We start from the raw sequence: 25862 nt of genomic DNA on the forward strand, positions 1-25862 counted from the left end.
CGCTTCGTTCCCACGCATTGAAACACCCAGAGAACTTAAAGAGGGACGTCGCGCAAGCCTTCCGAAGCGTCCGGGCGCTCCAGGTTGGCACGCGGTACCGTCATCCGCCAGACCAGGCCGCCGGGCCGGAAATCAATATCGACAGTGCCGCTGAATGCAGCGGTCGCGTGGCGCTTGATGATGGTCGTGCCGAACCCGGTGCGGGTGGGCGGCTTTACCGTCGGGCCGCCGCTTTCTTCCCAGACCAGAAGCAGGTTCACACCACGGCTCTCGCCGTCTCCATCCGAGACGGTCTCCTCGGCGATATCGCTCCATGAGATCCGTACCGTACCATGGGGTACAGACAATGCGCCGTATTTGACGGAATTGGTGGCGAGTTCATGCAGCACCAAGCCGAGATTCTGAACTGCACCCGCCTTCAGCACAAAATCCTCGCCCTGGATCTGGACGCGGTCCGCCGCTTCCGCAAACGTGCTCATGTGGATCTCGACGACCCGATGCATCGGAACACCGCCCCATTGCTCTTCGGCGAGAGCCTCGATCGATTTCCCCAGCCCCTGGAGGCGGGTGCTGATTGCCCTCTGGAACTCGTCCATCGGCGTATCCTTGCGTGCCAGCTGGCGCATCATAGCCTGGACAAGCGTGAGGATGTTCTTTGTCCGGTGAACCAGCTCGTGCAGGATGAGATGGATACGGTCTTCTGCCTGGCTTCGGTCGAACGAAGCGTTCGAAAGCGCGACGGCGATCTGGTTCGCCTCGGTGATCTTGGTCTCGACCGGCGAGACGATTTCGCCCTTGCCGATCCGTTCGGCCATGTCGGCGATCTGCCTAATCGGGATCCGCAGCTGCCAGGCGACGAGGTAGGCGACGACCATGGCTATGGCGAGAAAGACGATGCCGCCCGCAACGAGCTGCCGCCAGGTGGAGATAATGTTTTCCTGCGCGGACGCGATCGGCCCCCAGACGACGGTCTTCCAGGCCCAGCCGGTAATCTGCGCATAGCCGTACATCTGTTTGCCCGCACCATCGACATCTTCGATCGTGCCGCGAAAACCGGTCATCAGCCGCAGAGTTTCGCTGGGAAACCTGGCGCCCTCCGCCATCTTTGCGGCACCGACCGAGGTGACAACCTGACCGCTGCCATCGAGGACCGCGGCAGACCAGCCATCCGGCAGGCCATCGACGGACAGTAGCTTTTGCAGATCCTCGGCATTCTGCGTGATGATCATCGCAGCGCCCGAGGCGTTTGTCTTCTCAGGCAGCGGCATCGCGACGTTGAAGACCCACTTTCCGCTGGTCGTGCCGCGAAACATGCTGGAGGCTTCCGTCAAGCCGCTGCGCAGCACGGATTCGAGCGCTGGCATGTTGGCGGTCTTGCCGAGCGGCGTATCGAAGGGGACGCGGGTATTCAGCCGAAGCTGTCCGTCCCGGTCTGCGACGATCACGAAAAGCTTGGTGGAACGCAGGCTCGACCGGGTCCGCTCGTGGAAGGCGCGAAGGTCACCGGACTCCAGCTCGGGAGAACTGACCAGCAGGCGCAGCGTCGTTGCCATGTCCTGCAGCTCGCGGTCGACCGCACGAGCGATCATCTGGGCGTCTTCTGCCGTATTCGAGGAGAGCATATCCCGTTCGTGCTCTTCCAGCTGCAGCATGAGAAAGGCGCCGAAGACAAGCAGCGGTAAAGCCACGCCCACGACGAGCGCGATCAGATAAGCCCCGATCGGTGCCGTCGGGAAGAGCCGCGCAAACCTAGCCATCCCGCACGACCGTTGCGCGGGAAGGTTGGCAGGCAGCAGAGCCGCCGCGCTGGTGATCCATTCTTAGCCCCGTCCCTTGGCTTTGAAAGCAACGCCATGAGTTCTAGCGGCTTTTGGAACACTGGCCAAGGACTTGGTGATGCGGCCGTCACCTTTCCGATGAATATTCGAATATTCAGTGCCGCGAAATCGCGGCAAGCAGCGACGTTGCCGGCATGACGAGCGGCCCAGTTCCATCGGCAACGACGGTTTCCGGCACCCGGTGGATCACAAACCCGGAAATGCCAGGTGCTTCGACCTCAGACGCGCTCAGATTGGCACGCAGTTGCACGAGACGATCCGACAGCTGCCAGTCGATTGCAATCGTCTCCGGCGCGGAGGCAAGAACGCGACCGACGCTGTGAGGCATGCCGGAAAGCCCTGGAACCACGTGCTCGCGCCGCTTTCCGATCAGATCCCGGATCTTCCCGTAGGCGGCAGAGCCCTCCGCCGTGTCGCGACGCTCCCAGCGCAGTTTCGATTTCTCGAACGCTTCCGGCGCATTCGGATTGTCCAACTGCCAAGGTTCTGTGACGCCTTCCGGCAGGCCGCCGAATTTTTCCGCCTCGATCAACCGGTTGGCCCAGGTGGTCATGGCGATGTCGCCCTCGTATTCGGCAAAGAACGCGAACGGCTGCACTTCCCCATATTCCTCGCCCATGAACATCATCGGCACCTGCGGCGACAGAAGCAGCATTGAAGTCATGACGTCGAGAAGCCCCGGCTCCGACAGGGAGATCAATCGTTCGCCATGGGCGCGATTGCCCACATGATCATGGTTCTGCAGGAAGTGGATATACGAGGTAAGCGGCGAAGATCCGCCCGCGTCCGCGTCTGACCTCGCGTCTTGCTCGTCATCGTCCCGCAACGGCATGCCGCCATGCGCAAGGCAAGCGGCGAGCTTGGCGACCGGCTGCGCGGCAAAAGGTCCGGCATGGCCCACGGCCTCGCCTGTCGCGATCACATGTGCGGCGTGGTAGGCGTCGTTGTTCCATCCGGCCACAAACGCATCCGGCGTCCCGCCACGTTCCGGGTTGCGCAGGATGGCGCGATGGTCCTCCATCACGAGATGGCGCCGCCGACCCGTCGTTTCGGAATGAACGCGCTCTGCAAGTTCGACGAGAATGTGCTTCTCTGACGTTTCATCCAGGATTTCGTCCACCGCATCGATGCGAAGGCCATCGAGATTGAACTCTTCCAGCCAGTAGAGCGCGTTTTCGATGAAGAAAGCACGCACGGCTGGTTGGGCAAAGTTGATCGACGGACCCCACGGCGTGATAAACTGCGGATCGAAGAAAGACGGGATGTTCGAGACGATCAGGTTTCCAGCCGGGCCGAAGTGGTTGTAGACGACATCCAGCATGACCGACAGGCCGACCCGGTGGGCGGCATCGACGAAAGCCTTCATGTCATCAGGCGAACCGTAGGCGTGGTGCGGGGCATAGGGGAGCGCGCTGTCATAGCCCCAGCCGCGATCGCCCGGAAATTCGCTGACCGGCATCAGCTGAATGACAGTGAAGCCGAGATCGGCAAGGTCGGCGAGACGCGACGCTGCGGCGCGAAACGTGCCCTCGGACGTGAAGGTGCCGATATGCATCTCGTAAATCACAGCCTCTTCCCAGGCATGCCCCTTCCAGGCCGGCATGTTCCAGCGGTAGAAGGCCGGATCGACGATCATCGAGTGGCCATCGACGCCACCGTCCTGCGCCCGCGATGCGGGGTCCGCGAACGCCTTACCGTCGGGCATGACGAACTGGTAGGGCGTGCCGGGCTCGACGCCTTCGACGGTCAGCGTGAACCAGCCCTGCCCGGCCGGCAGCATTTCGCGGTTGCGGCCAGCGATACGAAGGCGCAGGCGCTCGATGTCCGGTGCCCAGAGGCGGAACAGAACGCTGTTTTCGCCGACATGTTCGGCGCCCCAGGATTTGGGGAAGGATCGGCGCACGGGCGCGCCGGACGAAACGTGGCCGGACGCGGTCCGGCGCGAATCGTAGGGCGTGAAATCGCGGGTCAGCGACATGGCATCTCTCCCTTGTTTCAGTCACAAGGGAAACACGGGGCGGACAGGAATAGTTCCCTATTGCCCCGTAACGACCGGATTCGGGATAGGAAAATTGTCTTTTGTCAAGTCAATTTTCTGGCCCGATCATGGACTTAGCCGATGCGGCTGCCGCTTTCCGGATCAAACACGACGGCCTTGTCGAGATTGAAGGCGAAGCGGAATGTCTGGCCAAGCGTGACCGGTACTTCGGCGCGGGCGCGTCCCGTGAAATTGACCCCGTCCATCCGACCGGTCACGAACGTGTCGGAGCCCGTCGGCTCGACCATCGTTACCTGCGCATCAACGAAGGCAATCGCATGGGCTGTCGGATCGGCAAGGCCGGAATCGGTGATCGCTTCGGGGCGCAGACCGAGAATGACATCCTTGCCCGCGGGCAAAGCAGACGTCACTGTTGGCGGCACGGCAACCGTCGTCGAACCGCCGAACAGGGCGACGCCGCCGGAGACGACCTTGCCCTTCAGCATGTTCATTGCCGGCGAGCCCATGAAATCGGCGACAAACAGATTGGCCGGCAGATTGTAGATTTCGGCAGGCGTTCCGACCTGCTGTACGATGCCTTCCTTGAGGACGACGATCTTGGTCGCAAGCGTCATCGCCTCGATCTGGTCGTGGGTGACGTAGACGATCGTGGCGTTGGTGTTCTGGTGCAGCGCCTTGATTTCCGCCCGCACCTCGACGCGCAGCTTCGCATCAAGGTTGGAAAGCGGTTCGTCGAACAGGAACACGCGCGGCTTGCGAACCAGCGCCCGGCCCATGGCGACGCGCTGCCGCTGGCCGCCGGAAAGCTGGCTCGGGCGGCGCTTCAGAAGATGCTCGATCTGCAGGGTCTTTGCCACGCTTGCGACGGCCGTTTCCCGCTCCGCCTTGTCGATGCCGCGCATCTCCAGCGCAAACGCGATGTTCTCCTCCACCGTCATGTTCGGATAGAGCGCGTAGGACTGGAACACCATGGCGATGTCGCGCTTGGACGGATGCAGGTCCGTCACCACCTCGCCATCGATGACGATGTCACCGGATGTCGGTGGCAGCAGGCCGGCAATGGCGTTGAGCAGCGTGGACTTGCCGCAGCCGGACGGGCCGACCAGCACCAGAAAGCCGCCCTTTTCCAGATCGATGTCGATGCCCTTGAGGATCTCGACATTGCCGATCTTCTTGCGGATATTCTTGATCTCGAGAAAGCTCATGTTGGATCAACCCTTGACTGCGCCGGCCATCAGGCCACGCACGAAATAACGTCCGGCGACGACATAGACGAACAGCGTCGGCAATGCCGCAAACACGGCGGCGGCCATGTCGACATTGTATTCCTTGACGCCGGTGGAAGACGAAACGAGGTTGTTGAGCGCCACCGTCATCGGCGATGCTTCGCCCGACGAGAAGGAGACGCCGAACAGGAAGTCGTTCCAGATATTGGTGAACTGGTAGATGACCGTGACGACGATGATCGGGCCGGAGCTTGGCAGAAGAATGCGCCAGAAGATCTTGAAGAAGCCGGCGCCGTCCATCATCGCAGCCTTGACCAGCTCGTCCGGAAACGCCTCGTAATAGTTGCGGAAGAACAGCGTGGTGAAGCCGAGGCCGTAGACCACATGGACGAAGACGAGGCCGGCGGTGGAGTTCGACATGCCCATCGCACCCAGCAGACGCGCCATCGGGATCAACACCGCCTGGAACGGGATGAAGCAGGCAAACAGCATCATCCCGAACACCAGCTTGTGGCCGGGAAAGCGCCACTTGGTCAGAACATAGCCGTTGAGCGCGCCGAGCAGCGTCGAGATGGCCACAGCCGGAACCACCATCTTCAGCGAGTTCCAGAAATAGCCCTTGATGCCGACGCAGGAGACGCCGATGCAGGCCTCGCCCCAGGCCTTGACCCAGGCGGCGATCGACGGATCTGACGGCAGCGCCAGCATGTCGCCGCCGCGGATTTCATCAAGAGACTTCAGCGACGTGGTGAGCATCACATAGAGCGGCAGCAGATAGACGGCGGCAAGGATGATCAGTGCGCCATAGATGAAATAGCGGACGGTGCGCACCGACCCGGCGCTGACATTTTCAGGGATCGCGCTCAATGGTTCTTCTCCCGAAGCTCGGAATAGAGATAGGGGACGATGATCGCGGTAATGCCCATCAGCATCATCACGGCGCTGGCCGAGCCCACATTCATCTGGTTGCGGGTAAACGTGTAGGAATACATGAAGGTGGACGGAAGTTCGGTGGCATTGCCCGGCCCGCCGCCCGTGAGCGCGATGACAAGGTCATAGGACTTGATCGCCATATGCGCGAGCACGATGAAGGCCGACAGGAAGACCGGGCGCAGCATCGGAATGATGATGCGGCGATAGATCGACACGGTTGAGGCGCCGTCGATCTGTGCGGCCTTGACGATTTCGCCGTCGATGCCGCGCAGGCCCGCCAGAAACATCGCCATGATAAAGCCCGAGGCCTGCCAGACGCCGGCAATGACGACGGTGTAGATCGCCATTTTCGGGTTGACCAGCCAGTCGAACTTGAAGCTTTCCCAGCCGAGATTGTGCATCGTGTTCTCAAGCCCGAGGCCCGGATTGAGGAACCACTTCCAGGCCGTACCTGTCACGACGAAGGACAGCGCCATCGGATAGAGAAAGATCGGCCGCAGAACGCCCTCGGCGCGGATGCGCTGATCCATCAGGATCGCGATGAAAAGCCCGATCGCCGTGCAGAGCACGATGTAGAGAACGCCGAAAATGGCGAGGTTCTGCATCGCCACATACCAGTTGGGCTGCGACCAGAGCCGGTAATAGGCATCGAACCCGCCCCACTTGTAGATCGGCATCATCTTCGACGTGGTGAACGACAGATAGACGGTCCACAGGATGAAGCCGTAGACGAACACCAGAATGATGGCGAAGGACGGCGCCAGAACAAGCTTCGGCAAGCCGTTGCGCAAACCATCGGCCATGGACCGCCGCGGCCTGGTCGGCGTCACCATCGGAGCCGGTTCGATTGTCGTCATGGGGGATCTCCGGATGCGAATAGAGACGTTTGAAGGTGCGCCAACAAAAACACCCCCTCTGGCCTGCCGGCCATCTCCCCCACAAGGGGGGAGAAAACCTGTGGGCACCCACCGACCAAATCGGGCCCAGACAGTGCGGCTGGGTTAAGCCCCTCCCCCTTGTGGGGAGGGGTTTGGGGCGGGGTCTTTTTGCTTTTTGACTACTTCGCGGCAGCAACCGCTTCCGGCAGACGCTTCAGCGCGGCATCCGTGGTCAGCTGGCCATTCAGATGCTGGGTGATGACGTCAAGCATGGCTTCCTTGACAGCGGCCGGCTGCGCATAACCATGAGCAAGCGAGCCCATCAGCGTGCCCTTGGACGAGGCTTCCGCCAGATCCTTCATGCCCTTCTTGGCGCAATCGTCGAACTTTTCGTCCGAGACGTCGGTCCGGGCAGGCACGGAACCCTTGACCGTGTTGAAGGCGATCTGGAACGCGGGATCTTCGACGGCGGATGCCATCTTCATCTGTGCGTCCTTCTGCTCTTCACCCACGTCGAACATCATGAACTGGTCTGCGTTGAACAGGACGGAGCCCTGCGTGCCGGGGAAGCGCATGCAGACGAAATCGGTGCCGGGGGTCTTCTTGGCGCGCAGCCATTCGCCCTTCGACCAGTCGCCCATTTCCTGAGCGCCGGCCTTGCCTTCGATGACGAGCGCGGTGGAGAGGTTCCATTCGCGGCCGGAGAAGTTCGGGTCGAAATAGGTGCGAAGCTTCGACATATCGTCGAACACCTTCTTCATCGTATCACCCGACAGCGCCGTCGGATCGGCGTCGAGCACGGCCTTCTTGTAGAAATCAGGACCGCCGACGGAGAGAACCACGGCTTCCCAGAGGGTGCCGTCCTGCCACGGAACGCCGCCATGGGCGAGCGCGGTGATGCCTTGCGCCTTGAAGGCGTCGAGCATGGTGAACAGCTCGTCCATATTCGTCGGCTGCTTGCCGCCGGCCTTGTCGAAGGCAGCCTTGTTCAGCCACAGCCAGTTGGTGGAGTGAATGTTGACGGGGGCAGCAACCCAGTGGCCATCATACTTGGAAAACGCCTGCAGCGCTTCCGGAATGACCTTGTCCCAGCCTTCCTTGGCGGCGAGATCGTCAAGATTGGCGGCAACGCCCATCTCGGACCAGTCGCGCAGGTCGAAACCGAGCAGCTGGACGGCGGTCGGCGGATCGCCGGCGGTCACGCGGGCGCGCAGCGCCGTCATCGCGGCAGAACCGGCACCGCCGGCAACCGGCATGTCTTTCCAGCCGATACCCTGCTTGGCCAGATTTTCCTTGAGCACGTTGAGCGCCGCGGCTTCGCCGCCGGACGTCCACCAATGCAGAACCTCAACCTGTTCGGCTGCCTTTGCGGCACCGGCCGTCAGCGCAATCATAGCCGCACCGGCGGCCAGTTTGCCGATCAAACGAATAGTCATTGAAATATCTCCCTCAAAGCCGGGCTCCTCTCCGGACATCGATTTATAACGATATAACTCATGCGAGTGTCAACCCCGTAGGGGACAGAATTTCAGTGATGCTAAAGATCCGGCATCACCCTGTTATAAAACGATAAAAGCGATATTTCCCGTTTGCGACGGTGAAGAGTTGATTTGCACTTGCCGAATTTACGGCGTTTTGCAACGATACAAACAGGGCGCCTGGAGGGGCGCTGGAGGAGACAGGAATGCCGCTTGACGACCGGGATGACCGGGGTGAGGACATCGACCCGGATACGCTGCAGCTGGGACGCCCGGCGCGGCCGCACGCGAACCGCTTGCCCCGCGATACAGCCCAGAAGAAACCGACGCTGAAGACCGTTGCCGAACTGACCGAGCTTGCGGTCACGACCGTGTCGAGGGCGCTCTCCGACGATCCCCAGATTGCGCTCGAAACCCGCATCCGCGTGCGCCAGGCGGCCGAAGATGTCGGCTATCTGCCGGATCGCGCGGCGCAGCGGTTGCGCACCGGACGCACCAACGTGATCAGCCTCGTCCTTGATCCGCACGAGGAAATCCTCGGCTACGGCACATCGATGATCCGCGGCATGAGTGCGGCACTGCGCGGCACGAGGTACCACTTGGTGATCACGCCGCATTTTTCAGACACGCCGCAGATCGATCCGGTGAAGCATATCGTCCGCAACCGGATGGCCGACGGCATCCTGTTCAGCCGCACCGAAGCCGCCGACGAGCGTGTGAAATTCCTGATGGAACAGGGCTTTCCTTTCGTGTGCCACGGCCGCACCGAGCTTGCGACGCCGCATCCTTACGTGGATTACGACAATTACGCCTTCAGCTACCGGGCCGCGAAAAGCCTCATCAATGCTGGCTGTCGGCGGCTGTTCATCATCCTGCCGCCCGCCCAGTTCACCTTCGCCCATCACATGCGCCATGGCTTCATGACGGCGGTGCGCGAGGAAGGCGTCGCCTTCGAGATTTCCGACCGTGTCTCGCTCGACAGCAAGTCCGACGCGATCCGCGACCATGTGGCGGAACGACTGGCGGCCGACGACGCGCCCGACGGCTTCATCTGCGGCGGCGAAGTCTCCGCCATGGCCGTGATGTCGGCGGCCTACGACACCGGCCGCACCATCGGCCAAGATGTGCGCCTGGTCGCCAAACAGACGTCCGGCCTGTTCGACCAGGTCCGCCCGCGTATCGAAACGATCTACGAGGACCTCGCGGAGGCTGGTCGTCTTATGGCCGCGCTGCTTCTGAAGCAGATGGGTGGAGAGGTGCCGGTCGAGGACCTGCAGGCGCTGCAGACGGTGTGATGCTGGGAGCAGCGGCGGCCCAGACCACCCCTCATTTTTGTGCTTGTCACAGGAGGCCAGCCGCCACGCGTCCGCGTGGCGAAAGGAGTCTTTACACCCCAGGGACCTGGGCTGTCGGGATCCCTGTGGCAAGCACAGAAATGATGAGGAAAGGGAGCCGTCCCCCTCTCCTCCTCCAAAAGTTGCTACCCCTCAATCCTCCTCAACGAACACCTCTTCGCGCTTCTTCCTGACGCTGGGCAGGAAGACGACGATGAGCACGAGTGCGGCAAGCGCGAGCAGGCCGGCGCTGATGGGGCGGGTGATGAAGGTGGTGGCGTCGCCGCGCGAGAGGATCATTGCGCGACGCAGGTTTTCTTCCAGGAGCGGGCCAAGAACGAAACCGAGCAGAAGCGGTGCCGGCTCGCAGCGCAGCTTCAAAAGCACGTACCCGAGCAGACCGAAGAAGGCGACGGCATAGAGATCGAAGACGTTGGAATTGACGCTGTAGACCCCGATGGCGCAGAACGCCATGATGATCGGGAAGAGCACGTAATAGGGGATCGTCAGAAGCTTTACCCACAACCCGATCAGCGGCAGGTTGAGGATCACAAGCATCAGGTTGCCGATCCACATGGACGCGATGATGCCCCAGAACAGCGCCGGCTGTTCGACGGCAACGTTCGGACCTGGAACGATGCCCTGGATGATCATCGCGCCGACCATCAGCGCCATGACCGGGTTGGCCGGAATGCCGAGCGTCAGGAGCGGGATGAACGAGGTCTGTGCACCCGCATTGTTGGCCGATTCCGGCCCGGCAACGCCGGCGACCGCGCCGTGGCCGAATTCTTCCGGATGTTTCGATACCTTCTTCTCGACCGTATAGGACGCAAATGCCGCAAGGATCGCGCCGCCGCCCGGCAGGATGCCGAGGATGGAGCCGATCGCCGTGCCGCGCAGAACGGGGCCGACCATTGCCTTGAAATCCTCGCGCGACGGCATCAGGTTGGACACCTTCGCCATCAGCACGGTGCGGGTCTTTTCGCTTTCGAGATTGCGCAGGATTTCAGCGATACCGAAGACGCCGACCGCGACCGCGACGAAGTTCAGGCCGTCGGCATATTCCCGGATTCCGAGCGTGAAGCGCGGCGTGCCGGTGTAGATATCGGTGCCGACGAGGCCAAGCAGCAGGCCAAGGCAGACCATGGCGAGCGCCTTGATGATCGACCCGTGAGCAAGCGCGATCGACGAGACGAGACCGACGACCATCAGCGAGAAATATTCCGCCGCACCGAACTGCAGGGCGATCGAGGTCAGCGGCGGCGCGAAGATCGCCACAAGAAAGGTGGAAACCGTGCCGGCAAAGAACGATCCGATGGCAGCGATGGCAAGCGCCGGTCCCGCCTTGCCCTTGCGCGCCATCTGGTAACCGTCGATGGCGGTGACCGCCGACGAAGATTCGCCGGGCATATTGATGAGGATGGCCGTGGTGGAGCCGCCATACTGCGCGCCGTAGTAGATGCCGGCGAGCATGATCAGCGACGACACGGGTTCGAGCTGGAAGGTGATCGGCAACAGCATGGCGATCGTCGCCGTTGCGCCGATGCCGGGCAGGACGCCGATCAGCGTGCCAAGCAGCACCCCGATGAGGCAGAAGAACAGGTTCTCGATCGACGTGGCGGTGGAGAAACCGAGGGCGAGATTGTTGAATAATTCCATGAACCGAGCCCCTTACATGCCCAGCCACGGCCCGAACCGCCGGAACGGCAGGCCAAGACCATAGCTGAAGACGAGAACCGAAAAGACTGTGAGCAGAGCCGACAGGATGACGGCCATCAGCGGCTTCATCTTGTGCGAGGCGAATGCCGCAATCAGCGCCGTGAAAAAGATCGCCGGCACGAAGCCCAAACCGCGCACGGTGAGACCGAAGAAGATCGGTGCCGGCAGAATGAAGGCCATCCCGCGCCAGGCAATCGCCCCGACCGCTTCGCCCTCAACGCGAATGGCCTGAAAGACGATCACGCCGCCCAAGAGCATAAGCACGCAAGCGAGGATGAACGGAAAATAGCCCGGCCCCATGCGAAGCGCGGTGCCGAGTTCCAGTTCGATCGATTGATAGGCAAAGAACAGACCGGTCAGGATGAGCGCCAGCCCGCAGACCAGATTGGTCCTGTCGATTTTGAGTGAATTCATGATGGCTCCGAAATATTGGAAGAGCGCTGTGGATCTGCGCCGCGGGTCGGCATGGTCCGTTGCAGGAGGGATCAGCGGTCGGTCCGGGCGGTTGCCCTGCCGGCATCGTCTCCCCCGCGGGGGAGAAGGACGAAGAGCTGCAGTCTCCAAGGCCGATCGAGGCAAATCCTCTCACCCTGCCCAGAGAGGGTGAGGGTGAGAGGCGATGCCTTGATGAGAGATCAGTCGGCGTACTGGCCGGCTGCCTCGATGACCGGCTTCCAGCGGGCGATTTCGCTTTCCAGCTTGGTCTTCAGCGCCTCAGGCGTGGCGTCGGCTTCCGGCGAAGGCTTGGTGCCGAGTTCGCCGAAACGGGCAACGACGTTCGGGTCTTTGAGTGCCACCTTGAGTGCCGCCGACAGCTTGTCGTTGGCTTCCTTCGGCGTGCCCTTCGGCGTGTAGATGCCGTGCCAGATGCCCACTTCCATCTGAGGATAACCGGCTTCCTTGACGGTCGGCAGGTCCTTCAGGATGTCGAGGCGGTCAGCGGAGGTGACGGCGTAGGCCTTTACCGTGCCGCCCTGGATCTGCTTTGTCGTATTGGTGGTCTGGTCGCACATGATATCGACCTGTCCGCCGAGGAGATCGGTCATGGCCGGGCCGGTGCCCTTGTAGGGAACGGTCACGAGCGGCGTTTCGATCGAGCTCATGAACAGCATACCGCAGAGATGCGACGCAGCGCCGATGCCGGCATTGGCGACCGTCACCTTGTCCTTGTTGGCCTTGGCGTATTCGATCAGGCCCTTGAAATCGGTGGCTTCCATGTCCTTGCGGGCGAGAAGCGTCATCGGCACTTCCGTGACGAGACCGACATATTCGAACGCGTTCAGCGTGTCATAGGCGAGCTTGCGATAGAGCGTGGCGCTGGTCGCCATGCCGATATGGTGCAGGAGGACGGTATAACCGTCCGCTTCCGCATTGGCGACGCGGCCGGCACCGAGCGAACCGCCGGCACCGCCGACATTTTCGACGACGATCTGCTGGCCGAGATCGCGCGACATGGATTCAGCCACAAGACGCGCAACCGTATCGGTCGGGCCACCGGCCGCAAACGGTACGATCATCGTGATCTGGCGTTCCGGATAGCTCTGCGCATTGGCAGAAGCCGAAAACAGCGACATTGCGGCCAGAGCCGTTGCGCCGATCATGGCGTTGACGATTTTCATGAATTGTCCTCCCGAGCGTGAAAATCAGCATGCAAACTGGTGTGCTGGCGATAGTCCTCCCTCGCCAGCCTCGGTGCCATTTGCAGTGGTGATTTCACTGGCCGCAATCAGGCGGGACGCAGCGTTGCTAAGTTTATCGCTGGCGTGCAATGCAGCATGGGTGGATTAGGGAACAATCACATCAAAGCCTGGGTGGAAATCCACCCAGTGCGGGGTTTGGGATATGTTCCGTCACCCGTTCAGATCGTCCTGCAGCATCTGGTCGGCCGAGATCAGGCGCTTGTCGAGCCCGTGTTTCTGCATCTTTTCGTAGAGCGTCTTGCGCGAAATGCCGAGCGATTCGTAGACAGGACGCAGGGCACCGCCATGCGCGGCAATTTCTCCGGCGATCAGGCTGCGCTCGAAGGCTGCCACCTTGTCGGCCAATCGCCCGGCCGGATCGCGAAGCCTGCCGTTGGAATCTGTCGACGGAAGATCGAGACCCAGCACCAGCCGGTCGGCGGCGTTGCGCAACTCGCGGACATTGCCGGGCCAGGCCTGGTCGCCGATCGTCGCGATCACGTCGACGGGAACGTTGAGATCGTCACGGCCGTAGCGGGCGGAGGCTTCGCGAACCAGCTGCAGAAACAGGAGCGCGATATCGGCCCGACGCTCCCGAAGTGACGGCACATGGATGGTTGCGACGTTGAGACGGTAGAGAAGATCGGCCCGGAACCGGCCGGCAGCGACTTCCGCCTCCAGATCCACCTTGCTGGTGGCGATAAAGCGGACGTCGAGGGCCACGGTTTCGTTCGAGCCGAGCCGGGTGATGACACGCTCCTGCAGGACGCGCAGGAATTTCGCCTGCAGGTCGAAGGGCATCGAGCCGATCTCGTCGAGCAGGATCGTGCCGCCGCGGCCATGTTCGAACTTGCCGTAGCGCGGCCTGATCGCACCGGGAAAGGCGCCCGCCTCGTGGCCGAACAACTCGCTTTCGATCAGCGTTTCCGGAAGTGCTGCGCAATTGATGGCAATAAACGGCCGGTTGGCGCGCGGGCTGACATCGTGCAGCGCCCGCGCCACAACTTCCTTGCCGGCGCCGGTCTCGCCGATGATCAGCGTATCGGCATCGGTGGCGCCGATCGCGCGGATCCGGTAGCGCAGGTCGACCATCACCTGGGTGCGGCCGGGCATGCGGGTTTCCAGATCGTCGCGCTTGCCGGCCACCGCCTTCAGCCGGCGGTTTTCCATGACCAGCGCGCGGCGATCGAGCGCCCTTCGGATGACGCCGGCCAGATGCTGCGGCGTGAACGGCTTTTCGAGGAAATCATAGGCGCCCTCGCGCATCGCCTTGACCGCAAGCTGCACATCGCCATGGCCTGTGACGAGAATGATCGGGATTTCCGCATCGAGTTCGCGCACCCGCTGCAGAAGCGTCATGCCGTCTGTTCCGGGCATGCGGATATCGCTGACGATAACGCCCTCGAAGCCGAAACCGGCGAGTTCGAGAACATGATCGGCATTGGAAAAGGTCTGCACTGAGAGCCCGAACAGCTCCAGCGCCTGGGCGGTGGATCGGCGCAGCTCCTCTTCGTCGTCAACCAGCAAAACCCTTTGCGCCGCATCCCTTGCTTCGCTCACTCGGCAGCCTCCATCAGGTTTTCATCGGCAATGTCGAGCTCGATGGTGAACACGGCACCCCCATCGGGATCATCGGTGACGGAAAGGCTACCACCGAAATCCTTGACGATGTTGTAGGAGATCGACAGCCCAAGCCCGAGCCCCTTGCCGATGCCCTTGGTGGTAAAGAACGGATCGAAGATGCGCTCGCGGATCGCCGCCGGCACCCCCGGCCCGCCATCGCGCACCTGCACCGTGATGGTATCGTGGGTTCTTGACGCCGAAACGGCGATGCGCCGGTCGGCAAGTCCCTCGACGGCATCTGCCGCATTGCCGATGACATTGACCAGAACCTGCTGCAACCGGATCGAACCGGCCCGCACCTTCGGCAGGTTCGCCGGGATGTCGACGACGAGATCCGCATCGGCCGCCTTCAGCCGCGCCGCGACGATTTCCAGCGTGTCGTCCATCACCTCCTGCAGCGAGACGGCGCCGAGCTTCTCGTTCGGCTTGCGCGCGAAGTTGCGCAGATGCTTGCTGATCGAGGCCATGCGATCGATCAGTGCCGATATGCGTCTAACGTTGTCGCGCGCCTCTTCCGTGCGGTTAAGGTCCATCAGCACGCCGGCCGTCTCCGCATAGGTTTTCGCGGCCGCAAGCGGCTGGTTGAGCTCGTGCGACAGTGCTGCCGACATCTGGCCGAGACCGGCAAGCTTGCCGGCTTGGATGAGATCGGCCTGGGTCTGGCGCAGCCGCTGTTCGGTCGCCCGGCGCTCGGCCACCTCCTCCTCGATCTGGGCGTTGACGCGGGCAAGATCGGCGGTGCGCTCGGCGACCCGGTGTTCGAGCGCATTCTGCGCTTCCGCTTGGAGATGCATGCGCTCGGCAAGCCGCGCCCGGCGCTGCAGGATGACCGCAAGCCCGAGGACGGCGAGACACAAGGACAGAAGCAGGGCAGCGACGGTGGTCTTTGCCTGGGCATGCACGGACCCGGTATCCATCAGCACGCTGACGGTCCAGCCGGCGTCGGGCATCGGTTGCGACACGACGAGATATTCCCGGTCGCCATCATTATCGGCAATCGTCATCACCTCGTGACCGGCGAATTCGCCGCGCCGCACCGGCAGCTCGCGCAGTTTCGCATCCGCATAGCGCCGCGAGGTCTGGGTGCGGGCGATGCGCCCCGGCGACAGCGGCAGGGTCGTGGCATAGAGCCATTCCGGCCGGCTGGTCATGAAGATGATGCCCTCGGGGTCGGCAACGAAGATGCGGTCTTCGGTGCCTTGGGCGGTCCCCTTCCCCCAGCTGTCCTCGACCAGATCGATATCGACCTTGAAGACGATGACGCCGCGGATCACCCCGGCGATCTCGATCGGCGACGAGAAGTAGTAGCCGCGTTTGAGCGACGTCGTGCCGAGCGCATAAAAGCGCGACTGGCGGCCCTTCGCGGCCTCCTGGAAATAGGGACGGTAGGAGAAATTCTCGCCGACGAAGCTGACACCGCTGTCGTAGTTGCTGGCAGCGATCGTCTGCCCGTCCATCGTCATCAGGTAGATGTCGGAGGATTTGAGGAGCGCGTTGGTGTCCTTGAGATAAGCGTTGGTGGCTGCCTGCAGGGTTTTGTTGGACGGATCGAGCACGAAGGCCTCGACATTCTGCTGGTCGGCGATCAGCGCCGGCAGCGCCTCATAGCGCTTCAGGTGCCCGTCGAGCCCGGAAACGGCAAGCCTCAGCGTGGTGTTGGCCTGGGCTTTGGCCTCCTCCATATAGCCGCTCGCGATCATGCCGGCACCCTGGACATAGATGCCCAGGGCGATCATGACCGCCACGCCTGCTGCTGCAAGGATTGCGTATCTCACCAGATGCCGGGCTCCTCCTCCCAACTCGTCCTCATCAGACACCTTAAAATCCGCCACTGGCGAATTCCACTAAAACTTGCGAAGACTTGATTTCACCGGCATCCGTCGGCGGCGGCAAAGGGAATCATCATGAGTTACATGCTTGCACTCGTCATCGGCGCGGTGGCCGGGCTTCGCGCCATGACGGCCCCGGCGATCGTCAGTTGGGCGGCCGGTCTCGGCTGGCTCGATCTTTCCGGCACGTGGCTCGCCTTCATGGGCTCCAAATGGGCCGTGCTGATCCTGACGCTGATCGCCATCGTCGAATTCATCACCGACCAGTTGCCCTCGACGCCAAGCCGCAAGGTGCCGCAGCAATTCGGCGCGCGCATCTTGACCGGCGCGCTTTCGGGTGCCGCGATCGGGATGCCCTACGGCTACTGGCTGGCCGGCCTCGTCTCCGGCATTATCGGCGCCGTCATCGGCACGCTGGGCGGTGCCAAGATGCGCGCAAAGCTTGCCGCCCATTTTGGCAAGGATGCGCCGGCCGCCTTTATCGAGGATGGCGTGGCCGTCGTCGCCGCCCTGATCGTCATCCTGCTTCTGCCGGGAACGCCGGCCGCCTAACGGAGATCTGAGCATCATGCAGACATTCGACGCGATCATCATCGGTGCCGGACAGGCGGGGCCATCGCTTGCCGGACGCTTCAACGATGCGGGCAAGACAGTTGCGATCATCGAGCGCAAGCATGTGGGCGGCACCTGCGTCAACACCGGCTGCAAGCCGACCAAAACGCTGGTGGCGAGCGCCTACGCGGCGCATCTCGCCCGCCGCAGCGCCGATTACGGCATCGGCATCGGCGGCGAGGTGACGATCGACATGCCGGCTGTGATGCGGCGCGCCCTGAAAGTGACGATGGACAGTCGCGGCAGCAATGAAAGCTGGCTCGAGAAAATGCCGCATTGCACGCTGATCCGCGGCCATGCGCGCTTCGAGAGCGCCGACACGATCCGCGTCGGCGACGAATTGCTGACGGCGCCGCAGATCTTTCTGAATGTCGGCGCCCGCGCCACCATTCCGGATTTCGGGGGCGTCGACGACATCCCCTATATGACCAACAGCGACATCGTTGGGCTGGACCGGGTGCCGGCCCATCTGGTGATCATCGGCGGCAGCTATATCGGGCTGGAATATGCGCAGATGTACCGCCGCTTCGGCGCGAAGGTGACCGTGGTGGAGCGTGGCGAGCGTATCGTCAGCCGGGAGGACGCGGAGATCTCGCAATCCATCCATGAGATGCTGGAGGCTGAAGGGATCGCCATCAGAACCGGCGCCGACTGCATCCGCTTCAGGAAGACCGACGACGGTATCGCAGTCGGCGTCAGTTGCGACGGAGGCGAGCCCGAAGTCATCGGCTCCGACGTGCTGCTGGCGGTCGGACGCCGCCCCAACACCGACGATCTCGGGCTCGACAAGGCCGGTGTGAGGCTCGACGATCGCGGCTATATCGAGGTGGGCGACGATCTGTCGACCAATGTCGAGGGCATCTGGGCGATGGGCGACTGCAACGGCCGCGGTGCGTTCACCCACACCGCCTACAACGATTTCGAGATCGTTGCGGCCAATCTGTTCGATGGCGAGAGCCGCAAGGTCTCCGATCGTCTGCTCGGTTACGCCCTCTATACCGACCCGCCGCTCGGCCGTGTCGGGATGACCGAACACCAGGCAGTCAAGGCAGGCCATAAGGTTCTCGTCGGCACACGGCCGATGAGCCAGGTGGGACGCGCCGTGGAGAAGGGTGAGACGATCGGCCTGATGAAGATTGTGGCCGATGCGGAGACGAAAAAGATTTTGGGCGCCGCCCTTCTCGGCACCGGCGGCGACGAAGCGATCCATGGCGTGCTGGACATGATGAATGCCGGCGCGACTTACGATGCCCTGCGCTGGGCGGTGCCGATCCATCCGACCGTTTCGGAACTGTGGCCGACCATGGTGCAGTCGATGAAGCCGGCAGGCTGACGAAACCATCCGGAATGACGGGCGTTCACGCGCTGCGGCGCGCTCGCTGACAATCCCGTCATTACAGGAATTTAACCTTCTCCCTCCCTTTGCAACGAGGGGGAGTTTGCTTAGACTTGACCCATCGTCGGCACAATCGAAGGCCGCCGGCGACGGGAAGACATCAGAGCGATCTCCCCCAACATCCATTCCACGACGGGAGGCCACAGATGAATACACCTGCATTCAATGCGGCGATGGAACCGCGGGAACTGGATTTCCTGCAGCACGTCTTCGATGCCGCCTGCGCCGAACGCGGCTTGTCTGGCGAAAGCACGGCGGCAAAGAACCTCGCGGCCGAGATCATCGATCTCTACCAGCACGGCGCCTGCGACGAAGGCGCCCTCCAGCATCGGCTGGACTTGTCAGGTCTTCTGAAAAGTCAGGACTGAAGCAGAGGCATCTACTACCGCTTCGCCTGGAGATCCCGCTCGTCGCGCATCAGGAATATCCGCGTGATGCTGTCGATATTGTCGTTCAGCCATTCCGCCATGTCTTCTTCCTCGGACAGGATGTGTTCGAAGACGGCGACGGCTTCCGGTTCGTCCAGTTCGTCGGCAGCGGCTATCAGCACCTTGTAGGTCGCGATTTCCGTGTGCTCGAATGCGAAGGCAGTCGTCATCGTCTTGATGACCTCGTCGCTGACCAGCAATCCGCCGACACCTTGGGCCGTCGCGGCAAGCTTGGCGGTCATGTCCTTGAAGGTCGGCGTCGTCACGGCGAACTTCTCCAGCATCTCGGTCAGCGCCGCGACGTGGCCGCGGGTTTCCTCGAGATGCTCCAGAACGCGGTCCTTGAGATCCGGGTAGCTTTCGATCCGGCGTGCCTGCGCTGTCAGAAGCGTGACTGCCTGTTCCTCCATCGCATGGGCATTGCGTAGCCAAGTAATGAAATTGTCACGCGCATGCGTCATGTTCACGTCCTCCTCGTTACGTCTTCCCCCGGGTCGATTTGGTACGCAACGACTGTAAACCCGTCAACGTCCGCGATGTTCCAGCGTCCCTGGAACATCTTGCAGCTTAGCGCGTTGATGGGCCACGCAATTGACGGGGGTCAAAAGGTGGACGTGTCTAATTTTTCTTCAAAAACTTCGCCGAGCCAGACAGGCTCTTCCGCACTTTCGTCCTGGCGCCGGTCGGAGCCATCCGGCCGTGCGATCATTCGACCCGGCCGCAACGTCTGGCGCAGCGCCGAGGCCGAGCGCGTCGGCTTCCTGATCGATGGCGAGGAATACTACCAGCGCCTGGACGACGTGTTGAAGCAGGCCGAACGGTCCGTGATGATCCTCGGCTGGGACTTCAACCCTGGTATCAAGCTGCGTCCGCGCGATCCTGATTGCCCGACGCTTGGTGCTACGCTGCGCCGCATGGTCGAGGAAAAGCCGGAACTGGAAATCCGCATTCTCGTCTGGGGCATGGGTCCGGTCTATTCCGGCAAGAGCCTGAAGATGTTCGGCAAGATGGACTGGAACGACCATCCGCGCATCGAATTGCGCTTCGATTTCGAGCATCCGCTGCGTGCCAGCCATCACCAGAAAATCGTCGTGGTCGACGATAGGACCGCCTTTGTCGGCGGCATCGATCTGACCGCGCGCCGCTGGGACGACCGCGGGCATGCCTGCATCAACCCGGCTCGGACCTCCCCCGACGGCACGACCTATGGTCCCGTTCACGACATGCAGACGATCGTCACCGGCGATATCGCCCGGCTGATCGGCGACGTGACGCGCCGGCGCTGGAAAAAGGTGACGAAGATCGAGCTCGAACCGGTCACGGTTGCGGGCGAAGCCGCCTGGCCGCAGGATCTCGAACCCAATCTCACCAATTGCCGCAGCGGACTTGCGCTGACCGAACCCTGGAAATGGAAGGGTCGCCGCGGTCATCGCGAGGCGATCAAGCTTACCCATGATGCGCTGAAGGCAGCCGAGCGGCACCTCTATATCGAGACGCAGTATCTCGCCTCCTTCGGCGTGGCGCGCACACTTGCCCGCAAGCTCAAGGCGGCGCAGGGCCCGGAAATCGTCATCATCGTGACGCGCGAATCCCACGGCTTCCTCGAAAAGCTAATGATGGGCAACAACCGCACCCGCCTGATTCGCCGCCTGAAGCGCGCCGATCGCTACGGCCGGCTGCGGATCTACTACGCCACGACCCCGGATGCCGATGGCAACGATCGCGAGATCATCGTTCATTCCAAGCTGATCGTGGTCGACGACCGCTTCGTGCGGGTTGGCTCGTCCAATCTCAACAACCGGTCGGAAGGGCTCGATACGGAATGCGATATCGCGCTCGAGACCGTCGAGGCCGCGTCGCAGAAGGCAATCCTTGATCTACGCGACGATCTTCTGGCCGAGCATCTCTGTGCCAACAAGGAAGATGTCTCGCGCATCATTCAGCAAACCGGATCGATGCTGGCGGCGATCGACATCCTGAACGTCAACCCACGTTGCCTGCGGCCTTTCGAGGTGGATACGCTGAAGGGCGAGATCACCTCGCTGTTCGGCACCGGTATTGTCGATCCGAAACAGCCGTTCTGGCCGATCCCGGAGATCAAGTCCGGGATCAGGAAGCTGTTTTCACGCCTTTCCGTCCGCCGCGCGGCCTGAATAGGCACTTCCCTGACGCCGGTAATAGGCCTCGCTTGCGATCAGCACCGGTACGCCGATCGCGAGCGGCACGAAGAAGTAGAGGACGCGGAAGGCGATCAGTGCCCCGATCGCCGATGTGCCCGGCAACAGGTTCAGCATGACCGCTTCCAGCACGCCGAGACCGCCCGGCACGTGGCTGACCAGCGCGCCGAGATTGGCGGTCACGTAGGCGCTGGCGACCTGCAGGAATCCGACATCGGTAAACGCAAGCAGCAGCTGGCGGATCGCGGAGGCGACACAGAGGAAATTCAGTGTGCCGACGATGATCTGGCCGATCGCGAGCGACAGATCCGGCGGCGTGAAACGCCAGGAGCGGACGGGCAACGGCCGGCGCACGAAAGCGCAAAGCAGTAAATAGGCAGCCGGCACGGCCAGACAGGCGACGCCGATGGCGGCCCTGTCTCTCCTGCCAAGGCCGAAGAAGTCGTCCGATCCATTGACATCGAGCAGCATGGCAATGCCGCCCAGTGTGGCAAGCCCCAACCCAACAGTCGCGCCGCAAAACACGATGACCTTGGCGATGTCCTGAGGCTGAAGGCCCCAGCGGGAGTAGAACCGGTAACGGACCGCGCCGCTGCTGAGCGCTGCCATGCCGACATTGTGGCCGATCGACAGGCTTGTGAAGGATGTGAGTGCCGTCTTATAGTAGGCAAGCGGCTTGCCCGCATAGCGCACGCCAAGCGCATCGAACATGCCAAGGCAGGCATAGGAGAGAATGACGAAGCCGAACGCGGCCACCAACCGAATGCCGGCGATGGACAGCACGGACTCCTCGATTTCGTCCCATGTGTAGCGTTGCAGGCTGCGGTAGACGAGGAGTGCGGCAAGGCAGACCGCGGCAACCACAAGACATTTGATGAGGGGCCGCCAGATCTTCATTCCATCTCCATTCATGCTGTGCAGGGTGGAACGAAATGACTGTCCAAGGTGTTCCCGCGCTATGATCGATGCGCTTCCCAAACCGCCCTCCAACACCTCGCCTCAAACTTCCTCCCGGCGCCGCCTGAAAATCCTGAGCTACAACGTGCATAGCTGCATCGGCACCGATCGACGGCTCGATCCCGCGCGGATCGCCGACGTCATCTCGGAGTTGAAGCCTGATATCATCGGCCTGCAGGAACTGGATGTCGGCCGCTCGCGCACCGGTGGCGTCGATCAGGTCGATATCATCGCCCGCGAGGTGGAGATGGACTACCATTTTCACGCGGCGCTGCATGTGGCCGAGGAACGTTACGGCGACGCCATTCTGACATCCCTGCCGCTGAAAGTGATCAAGGCCGACATGCTTTCCTCGATCGGGGAGCAGCGCGGCGCAGTCTGGGTGGAAATCGACGTCGGTGGCAAACCGCTGCAGGTCTTCAACACCCATCTCGGACTCCGCGGTAAAGACCGGATGGCGCAGATGACGGAGCTGACGGGCCCGGACTGGCTCGGCGGCCTCGAGAAGGAAAACCCGGCGCGCATTCTGATCGGCGACTTCAACTCGACACCGATCACGAGGACCTACCGGCATGCGGCCAAGCGCCTGACCGATGTGCAGACGGCGCTTGTCAAACCTTGGCGGGCAACGTTTCCGTCCCGCTTTCCGCTGCTTCGGCTCGACCACATCTTTGTTTCCGACAGCATCAAGGTGATCGATGCCGAAGTGGTCTCGACACCGCTGACGCGGCGGGCATCCGACCACTTGCCGTTGTTGGCGACGATTGAAATCTAGTTGAGCAACCGCTCCGACCGTCTGGCTTCCGTGAGCAGCCGGACGACGTCCTGATCGGTGGTTTCCGGGAAATCCTCGTAGTGGTCACCGACATCGCCGAATGATGGCGGGATCGACAGGCAGACCACGTCTTCAACCTTGTCCCTGATTGCATCGAGCGTGTCCTGCGAGGCGACCGGTACGGCAAGGGTAATGATCGCGACACCCAGCTGCCTGAGCGCGTGGATGCTGACCTCCATCGACCCGGCATCGGAAAGCCCCTCATCGATCAGAATGACGTGACGCCCGGCAAGATCGTGCTCGTCGGCGTGATCCTCGCCGAAATACATCCGGTGATGGCGGTCGACCTCGGCGATCTGATGCTGCCGCTCCGTGTTAAGATAGCCAGGAGGCAGGGGAAAGCGCCGCACGCTTGCCTCGTCGATATGGACGATTGGTTCTTTGGCGTCGACAACGGCGCCGATGCTAAATTCCGGGTGGCCGGGGGCAGCGATCCTGCGCAGGATCAAGAGATCGAGATGCAGTCCAAGCCGCTGCGCCACTTCGAACGCCACCGGCACGCCGCCGCGCGGCACGGCGACCACCACGGGATCGCCGGCGACAGAGGACAAGGATTGTGAGATTTGCAGTGTCTCGGCCAGATGCCGGCCGGCATCACTGCGATCGGCAAACTCGGGCGTTGCCGTTTCCGCCTTGCGGGCCTGCACCTGTTTCCAGAAATGACCCAATCCCAGCATCGCATCCTCCTCCCAGGCTTCGATCCGTTCTTGCGGTGTAACCGACAGGATATCGGATCGTTCCGGGCAAGAAAAGGATTTCACACTTTCTGCGGGAACAAACCGCCAGGGGTTCGTGTTCACGGACTTGTAGGTCGCATCCATCAGCGCGACCGGCAAAGTCACAATCTCCCCAACTGGCGCTTCCTTCGGGAAGCGCCTTTTTCACGTCTGCCGTTCTGCTCCGTTACCTTCGGGAAAGCGCCACAACGTAACGCGCCGGGACCTTACCGGGATTGAAGAATACGCAGTCGGCGGGCGGCCCCAGCATCAGACAATCGCCCTCCCTCAGAGAATGACGCACCGTTCCTTCGGTAAAGTCGAGCGCGCCCGCGAGAAGCCAGATCTGCTGATGCTGGAAGGCGAAGGCGGAGGCCGGATAGGGAACGCGCACGGCAGGCGGCAGCAGAACCTCGATCAGTTCGAGCGGCGCATTGGGCGGCGACAGGGCCCGGCGGGTATAGCCGGTCTCGGGATCGGTCCAGACCGGCTGGCCCGACTGGACGCGCAGCCGCTCCTCCCCGCCTTCCGCCAGTGCCAGAAGCACCGACAGCGGCAGGCCGAAAGCGCCGGACAGCCGGCCGAGCACGGCGGCCGATGGACTGGCCTCGCTGCGCTCGATCTTGCTGATCATCGCCTTCGACACGCCGGAGCGTTCGGCGAGGTCCGCAAGCGACCATTTGCGTGTCTCGCGTTCCGTTCTGAGACGCAATGCAATGGCATCTCCAACATCTGCTTCCATGGCTTTATCCGCTTGCCTCCGAACGATCGTCTTCTATAGTGGACGATAGGAACTTATAAGAGACGCACCAGATCTGCAACGCGGGGGAATGCTCTTTGCGCGAAATCCGATTCAACGCCTTCGACATGAACTGTGTCAGCCATATCCAGCACGGATTGTGGACGCATCCGCGCGACCAGTCCAACCGTTACACCGAACTCGCCTATTGGACGGATTACGCCAAACGGCTGGAAGCCGGCCTGTTCGACGGGATTTTCCTGGCAGATGTGGTGGGCGTCTACGACGTCTACGGCGAAAGCCCGGATGCGGCCTTGAGGGGCGCCGTGCAGGTGCCGGTCAACGATCCGATGCTGCTGGTGCCGGCGATGGCCGCCGTGACCAAGCACCTATCTTTCGGGGTCACCGCGAACCTCACCTACGAGCAACCCTTCCTGTTTGCCCGCCGCATGTCGACGCTCGATCACCTGACCGGTGGTCGCATCGGCTGGAATATCGTGACGGGCTATCTCGACAGCGCGGCCAAGGCGATCGGCCTCGATGCGCAGATGGCGCATGACGATCGCTACGATCTCGCCGACGAATACATGGACGTGATCTACAAGCTGCTGGAAGGCAGTTGGGACGACGATGCCGTCGTGTTCGACCGCGCCGCCGGTGTCTACGCCGACCCGGCCAAGGTTCGAAAGATCAGCCACGAAGGCCGGCAGTACCGGCTGGACGCGATGCATCTTTCCGCCCCCTCCCCGCAGAGAACGCCGGTTCTCTATCAGGCCGGCTCCTCCACCCGCGGCCGCGCGTTTGCGGCCACCCATGCCGAGTGCGTTTTCGTCAACGGCCAGAAGATGGAAGGCGTGCGGGACCTCGTCGACGATATTCGCGCCCGCGCGATTGCCGGAGGCCGAACCGCCGATGATCTCAAAGTCTTTGTTGGCGCAACGATCATCACCGGCCGCACGGAAAAGGAAGCGCAGGAGAAGTTCGAGGATTATCGCAGCCATGCCAGTTCCGAGGCAGCACTTGTCCATGCCAGCGCATCGCTCGGCATCGATTTTGCGCGCTACGATCTCGACGAACCGATCCAGACCGGCAAAAGCGATGCCATCGTCTCCAATGTCGAGGCGATGACCCGTAGCGCCGGACCGCAATGGACGAAGCGAAAGCTGCTGGACCAGATGATTCTCGGCAGCCGCCAGATGCCGATGGTGGGCTCCGCCGAACAGATCGCCGACCGCCTGCAGGAGTGGATGGAGAAAGCCGATGTCGACGGCTTCAACCTGTCGCGCACCGTGGTGCCGGAATGTTTCGACGACGTGATCGAGCTGGTGATCCCCATTCTGCAGGAACGCGGTGTCTACAAGACCGGCTATCGCGAGGGCACGCTGCGCGAAAAGCTGTTCGGTGCACCGAGACTGCCGGCCCGGCATGTGGGCGGTCGTTACCGGACGGGAAACAAGGATTGAGCG

22 protein-coding genes are annotated in these 25862 nt (G+C 62.1%); 7 read left to right on the forward strand and 15 right to left on the reverse strand.

What is annotated here, in order from left to right; all coding sequences use genetic code 11:
- Positions 1–35 precede the first annotated feature (35 nt).
- The 6 genes from G6K99_RS15135 to G6K99_RS15160 all read right to left on the reverse strand — a co-directional run bounded on the left by G6K99_RS15135 (position 36) and on the right by G6K99_RS15160 (position 8310).
- Positions 36–1757 carry a sensor histidine kinase gene (locus tag G6K99_RS15135; RefSeq protein WP_174197039.1) on the reverse strand — a complete coding sequence of 574 codons (1722 nt, stop codon included), beginning with the start codon at positions 1755–1757 and terminating at the stop codon, positions 36–38.
- A gap of 175 nt (positions 1758–1932) precedes the next feature.
- Positions 1933–3816, reverse strand: a complete 1884-nt coding sequence (gene treZ / locus G6K99_RS15140; RefSeq protein ID WP_174197040.1) for a malto-oligosyltrehalose trehalohydrolase — start codon at positions 3814–3816, stop codon at positions 1933–1935.
- Between the two features lie 134 nt (positions 3817–3950).
- Positions 3951–5042 (reverse strand): ABC transporter ATP-binding protein, encoded by a 1092-nt coding sequence (locus tag G6K99_RS15145; protein ID WP_174197041.1) that lies wholly within the window; start codon positions 5040–5042, stop codon positions 3951–3953.
- A 6-nt stretch (positions 5043–5048) separates the two neighbouring features.
- Positions 5049–5930, reverse strand: coding sequence for a carbohydrate ABC transporter permease (locus G6K99_RS15150; protein ID WP_062461481.1), 882 nt, complete (start codon positions 5928–5930; stop codon positions 5049–5051).
- Positions 5927–6853 (reverse strand): carbohydrate ABC transporter permease, encoded by a 927-nt coding sequence (locus G6K99_RS15155; protein WP_082471979.1) that lies wholly within the window; start codon positions 6851–6853, stop codon positions 5927–5929. Before G6K99_RS15155 ends, G6K99_RS15150 begins: the two co-directional genes overlap by 4 nt.
- Positions 6854–7053: 200 nt before the next feature.
- The gene (locus tag G6K99_RS15160; RefSeq protein WP_062581941.1) at positions 7054–8310 is read right to left on the reverse strand and encodes an ABC transporter substrate-binding protein; all 1257 of its coding nucleotides are present in this window, start codon (positions 8308–8310) and stop codon (positions 7054–7056) included.
- A gap of 248 nt (positions 8311–8558) precedes the next feature.
- Here G6K99_RS15160 and G6K99_RS15165 point away from each other — a divergent pair, with 248 nt between their 5' ends.
- Positions 8559–9647, forward strand: a complete 1089-nt coding sequence (locus tag G6K99_RS15165) for a LacI family transcriptional regulator (RefSeq protein ID WP_174197042.1) — start codon at positions 8559–8561, stop codon at positions 9645–9647.
- Positions 9648–9839: 192 nt separating this feature from the next.
- On the opposite strand, the gene G6K99_RS15170 is transcribed toward G6K99_RS15165, so the two are convergent.
- From G6K99_RS15170 to G6K99_RS15190, 5 genes are all read right to left on the reverse strand, one after another.
- Complete coding sequence (locus G6K99_RS15170) at positions 9840–11345, reverse strand: tripartite tricarboxylate transporter permease (protein WP_062461487.1); 1506 nt, start codon at positions 11343–11345, stop codon at positions 9840–9842.
- Positions 11346–11357: 12 nt separating this feature from the next.
- The gene (locus G6K99_RS15175; protein ID WP_174197043.1) at positions 11358–11819 is read right to left on the reverse strand and encodes a tripartite tricarboxylate transporter TctB family protein; all 462 of its coding nucleotides are present in this window, start codon (positions 11817–11819) and stop codon (positions 11358–11360) included.
- Between the two features lie 221 nt (positions 11820–12040).
- A complete protein-coding gene (locus tag G6K99_RS15180; RefSeq protein WP_062461492.1) occupies positions 12041–13024 on the reverse strand; it encodes a tripartite tricarboxylate transporter substrate-binding protein in 984 nt (327 codons plus the stop codon).
- A gap of 231 nt (positions 13025–13255) precedes the next feature.
- A complete protein-coding gene (locus G6K99_RS15185) occupies positions 13256–14644 on the reverse strand; it encodes a sigma 54-interacting transcriptional regulator (RefSeq protein ID WP_174197044.1) in 1389 nt (462 codons plus the stop codon).
- Positions 14641–16482 (reverse strand): ATP-binding protein, encoded by a 1842-nt coding sequence (locus G6K99_RS15190; protein WP_371816203.1) that lies wholly within the window; start codon positions 16480–16482, stop codon positions 14641–14643. The genes G6K99_RS15185 and G6K99_RS15190 overlap by 4 nt, the downstream gene beginning before the upstream one ends.
- Before the next feature lie 129 nt (positions 16483–16611).
- On the opposite strand from G6K99_RS15190, the gene G6K99_RS15195 reads away from it, so the two are divergent.
- The 3 genes from G6K99_RS15195 to G6K99_RS15205 all read left to right on the forward strand — a co-directional run bounded on the left by G6K99_RS15195 (position 16612) and on the right by G6K99_RS15205 (position 18912).
- Complete coding sequence (locus tag G6K99_RS15195; protein ID WP_174197045.1) at positions 16612–17088, forward strand: DUF4126 family protein; 477 nt, start codon at positions 16612–16614, stop codon at positions 17086–17088.
- A gap of 13 nt (positions 17089–17101) precedes the next feature.
- Entirely contained in the window at positions 17102–18481 is a 1380-nt protein-coding gene (locus G6K99_RS15200) for an FAD-containing oxidoreductase (RefSeq protein WP_371816216.1), read from the forward strand.
- A gap of 209 nt (positions 18482–18690) precedes the next feature.
- The gene (locus tag G6K99_RS15205; RefSeq protein ID WP_062461504.1) at positions 18691–18912 is read left to right on the forward strand and encodes a hypothetical protein; all 222 of its coding nucleotides are present in this window, start codon (positions 18691–18693) and stop codon (positions 18910–18912) included.
- A gap of 14 nt (positions 18913–18926) precedes the next feature.
- Here the strand turns inward: G6K99_RS15205 and G6K99_RS15210 are convergent, their stop codons facing one another.
- Entirely contained in the window at positions 18927–19433 is a 507-nt protein-coding gene (locus G6K99_RS15210; protein WP_062461507.1) for a ferritin-like domain-containing protein, read from the reverse strand.
- A gap of 153 nt (positions 19434–19586) precedes the next feature.
- Here G6K99_RS15210 and G6K99_RS15215 point away from each other — a divergent pair, with 153 nt between their 5' ends.
- Positions 19587–21125, forward strand: a complete 1539-nt coding sequence (locus G6K99_RS15215; protein ID WP_371816204.1) for a phospholipase D-like domain-containing protein — start codon at positions 19587–19589, stop codon at positions 21123–21125.
- Here G6K99_RS15215 and G6K99_RS15220 read toward each other — a convergent pair.
- Entirely contained in the window at positions 21096–22046 is a 951-nt protein-coding gene (locus G6K99_RS15220) for a lysylphosphatidylglycerol synthase domain-containing protein (RefSeq protein ID WP_174197048.1), read from the reverse strand. The genes G6K99_RS15215 and G6K99_RS15220 overlap by 30 nt on opposite strands.
- Before the next feature lie 61 nt (positions 22047–22107).
- On the opposite strand from G6K99_RS15220, the gene G6K99_RS15225 reads away from it, so the two are divergent.
- A complete protein-coding gene (locus tag G6K99_RS15225) occupies positions 22108–22881 on the forward strand; it encodes an endonuclease/exonuclease/phosphatase family protein (RefSeq protein ID WP_174197049.1) in 774 nt (257 codons plus the stop codon).
- Here G6K99_RS15225 and G6K99_RS15230 read toward each other — a convergent pair.
- On the reverse strand, positions 22878–23783 hold the full coding sequence (locus G6K99_RS15230) for a phosphoribosyltransferase (RefSeq protein ID WP_371816205.1): 906 nt from the start codon (positions 23781–23783) through the stop codon (positions 22878–22880). The two genes, G6K99_RS15225 and G6K99_RS15230, sit on opposite strands and share 4 nt — an antisense overlap.
- Positions 23784–23844: 61 nt before the next feature.
- Positions 23845–24399: an XRE family transcriptional regulator gene (locus tag G6K99_RS15235; RefSeq protein ID WP_174197050.1), complete on the reverse strand. Its 555-nt coding sequence runs from the start codon at positions 24397–24399 to the stop codon at positions 23845–23847.
- A gap of 95 nt (positions 24400–24494) precedes the next feature.
- On the opposite strand from G6K99_RS15235, the gene G6K99_RS15240 reads away from it, so the two are divergent.
- Positions 24495–25859 carry an LLM class flavin-dependent oxidoreductase gene (locus G6K99_RS15240; RefSeq protein ID WP_244631492.1) on the forward strand — a complete coding sequence of 455 codons (1365 nt, stop codon included), beginning with the start codon at positions 24495–24497 and terminating at the stop codon, positions 25857–25859.
- The last annotated feature ends 3 nt before the right edge of the window (positions 25860–25862 follow it).

It is taken from the genome of Neorhizobium sp. AL 9.2.2 (assembly GCF_013317225.1).
GTDB classification, from domain to species: Bacteria; Pseudomonadota; Alphaproteobacteria; order Rhizobiales; family Rhizobiaceae; genus Neorhizobium; species Neorhizobium soli.

Excerpts from the sequence above, each read along its gene's own strand:
- G6K99_RS15135 (WP_174197039.1), bottom strand. The coding sequence starts at position 1,757 with ATGGCTAGGTTTGCGCGGCTCTTCCCGACGGCACCGATCGGGGCTTAT.
- treZ (WP_174197040.1), bottom strand. The coding sequence starts at position 3,816 with ATGTCGCTGACCCGCGATTTCACGCCCTACGATTCGCGCCGGACCGCG.
- G6K99_RS15145 (WP_174197041.1), bottom strand. The coding sequence starts at position 5,042 with ATGAGCTTTCTCGAGATCAAGAATATCCGCAAGAAGATCGGCAATGTC.
- G6K99_RS15155 (WP_082471979.1), bottom strand. The coding sequence starts at position 6,853 with ATGACGACAATCGAACCGGCTCCGATGGTGACGCCGACCAGGCCGCGG.
- G6K99_RS15160 (WP_062581941.1), bottom strand. The coding sequence starts at position 8,310 with ATGACTATTCGTTTGATCGGCAAACTGGCCGCCGGTGCGGCTATGATT.
- G6K99_RS15165 (WP_174197042.1), top strand. The coding sequence starts at position 8,559 with ATGCCGCTTGACGACCGGGATGACCGGGGTGAGGACATCGACCCGGAT.
- G6K99_RS15170 (WP_062461487.1), bottom strand. The coding sequence starts at position 11,345 with ATGGAATTATTCAACAATCTCGCCCTCGGTTTCTCCACCGCCACGTCG.
- G6K99_RS15175 (WP_174197043.1), bottom strand. The coding sequence starts at position 11,819 with ATGAATTCACTCAAAATCGACAGGACCAATCTGGTCTGCGGGCTGGCG.
- G6K99_RS15180 (WP_062461492.1), bottom strand. The coding sequence starts at position 13,024 with ATGAAAATCGTCAACGCCATGATCGGCGCAACGGCTCTGGCCGCAATG.
- G6K99_RS15195 (WP_174197045.1), top strand. The coding sequence starts at position 16,612 with ATGAGTTACATGCTTGCACTCGTCATCGGCGCGGTGGCCGGGCTTCGC.
- G6K99_RS15205 (WP_062461504.1), top strand. The coding sequence starts at position 18,691 with ATGAATACACCTGCATTCAATGCGGCGATGGAACCGCGGGAACTGGAT.
- G6K99_RS15210 (WP_062461507.1), bottom strand. The coding sequence starts at position 19,433 with ATGACGCATGCGCGTGACAATTTCATTACTTGGCTACGCAATGCCCAT.
- G6K99_RS15220 (WP_174197048.1), bottom strand. The coding sequence starts at position 22,046 with ATGAAGATCTGGCGGCCCCTCATCAAATGTCTTGTGGTTGCCGCGGTC.
- G6K99_RS15225 (WP_174197049.1), top strand. The coding sequence starts at position 22,108 with ATGATCGATGCGCTTCCCAAACCGCCCTCCAACACCTCGCCTCAAACT.
- G6K99_RS15235 (WP_174197050.1), bottom strand. The coding sequence starts at position 24,399 with ATGGAAGCAGATGTTGGAGATGCCATTGCATTGCGTCTCAGAACGGAA.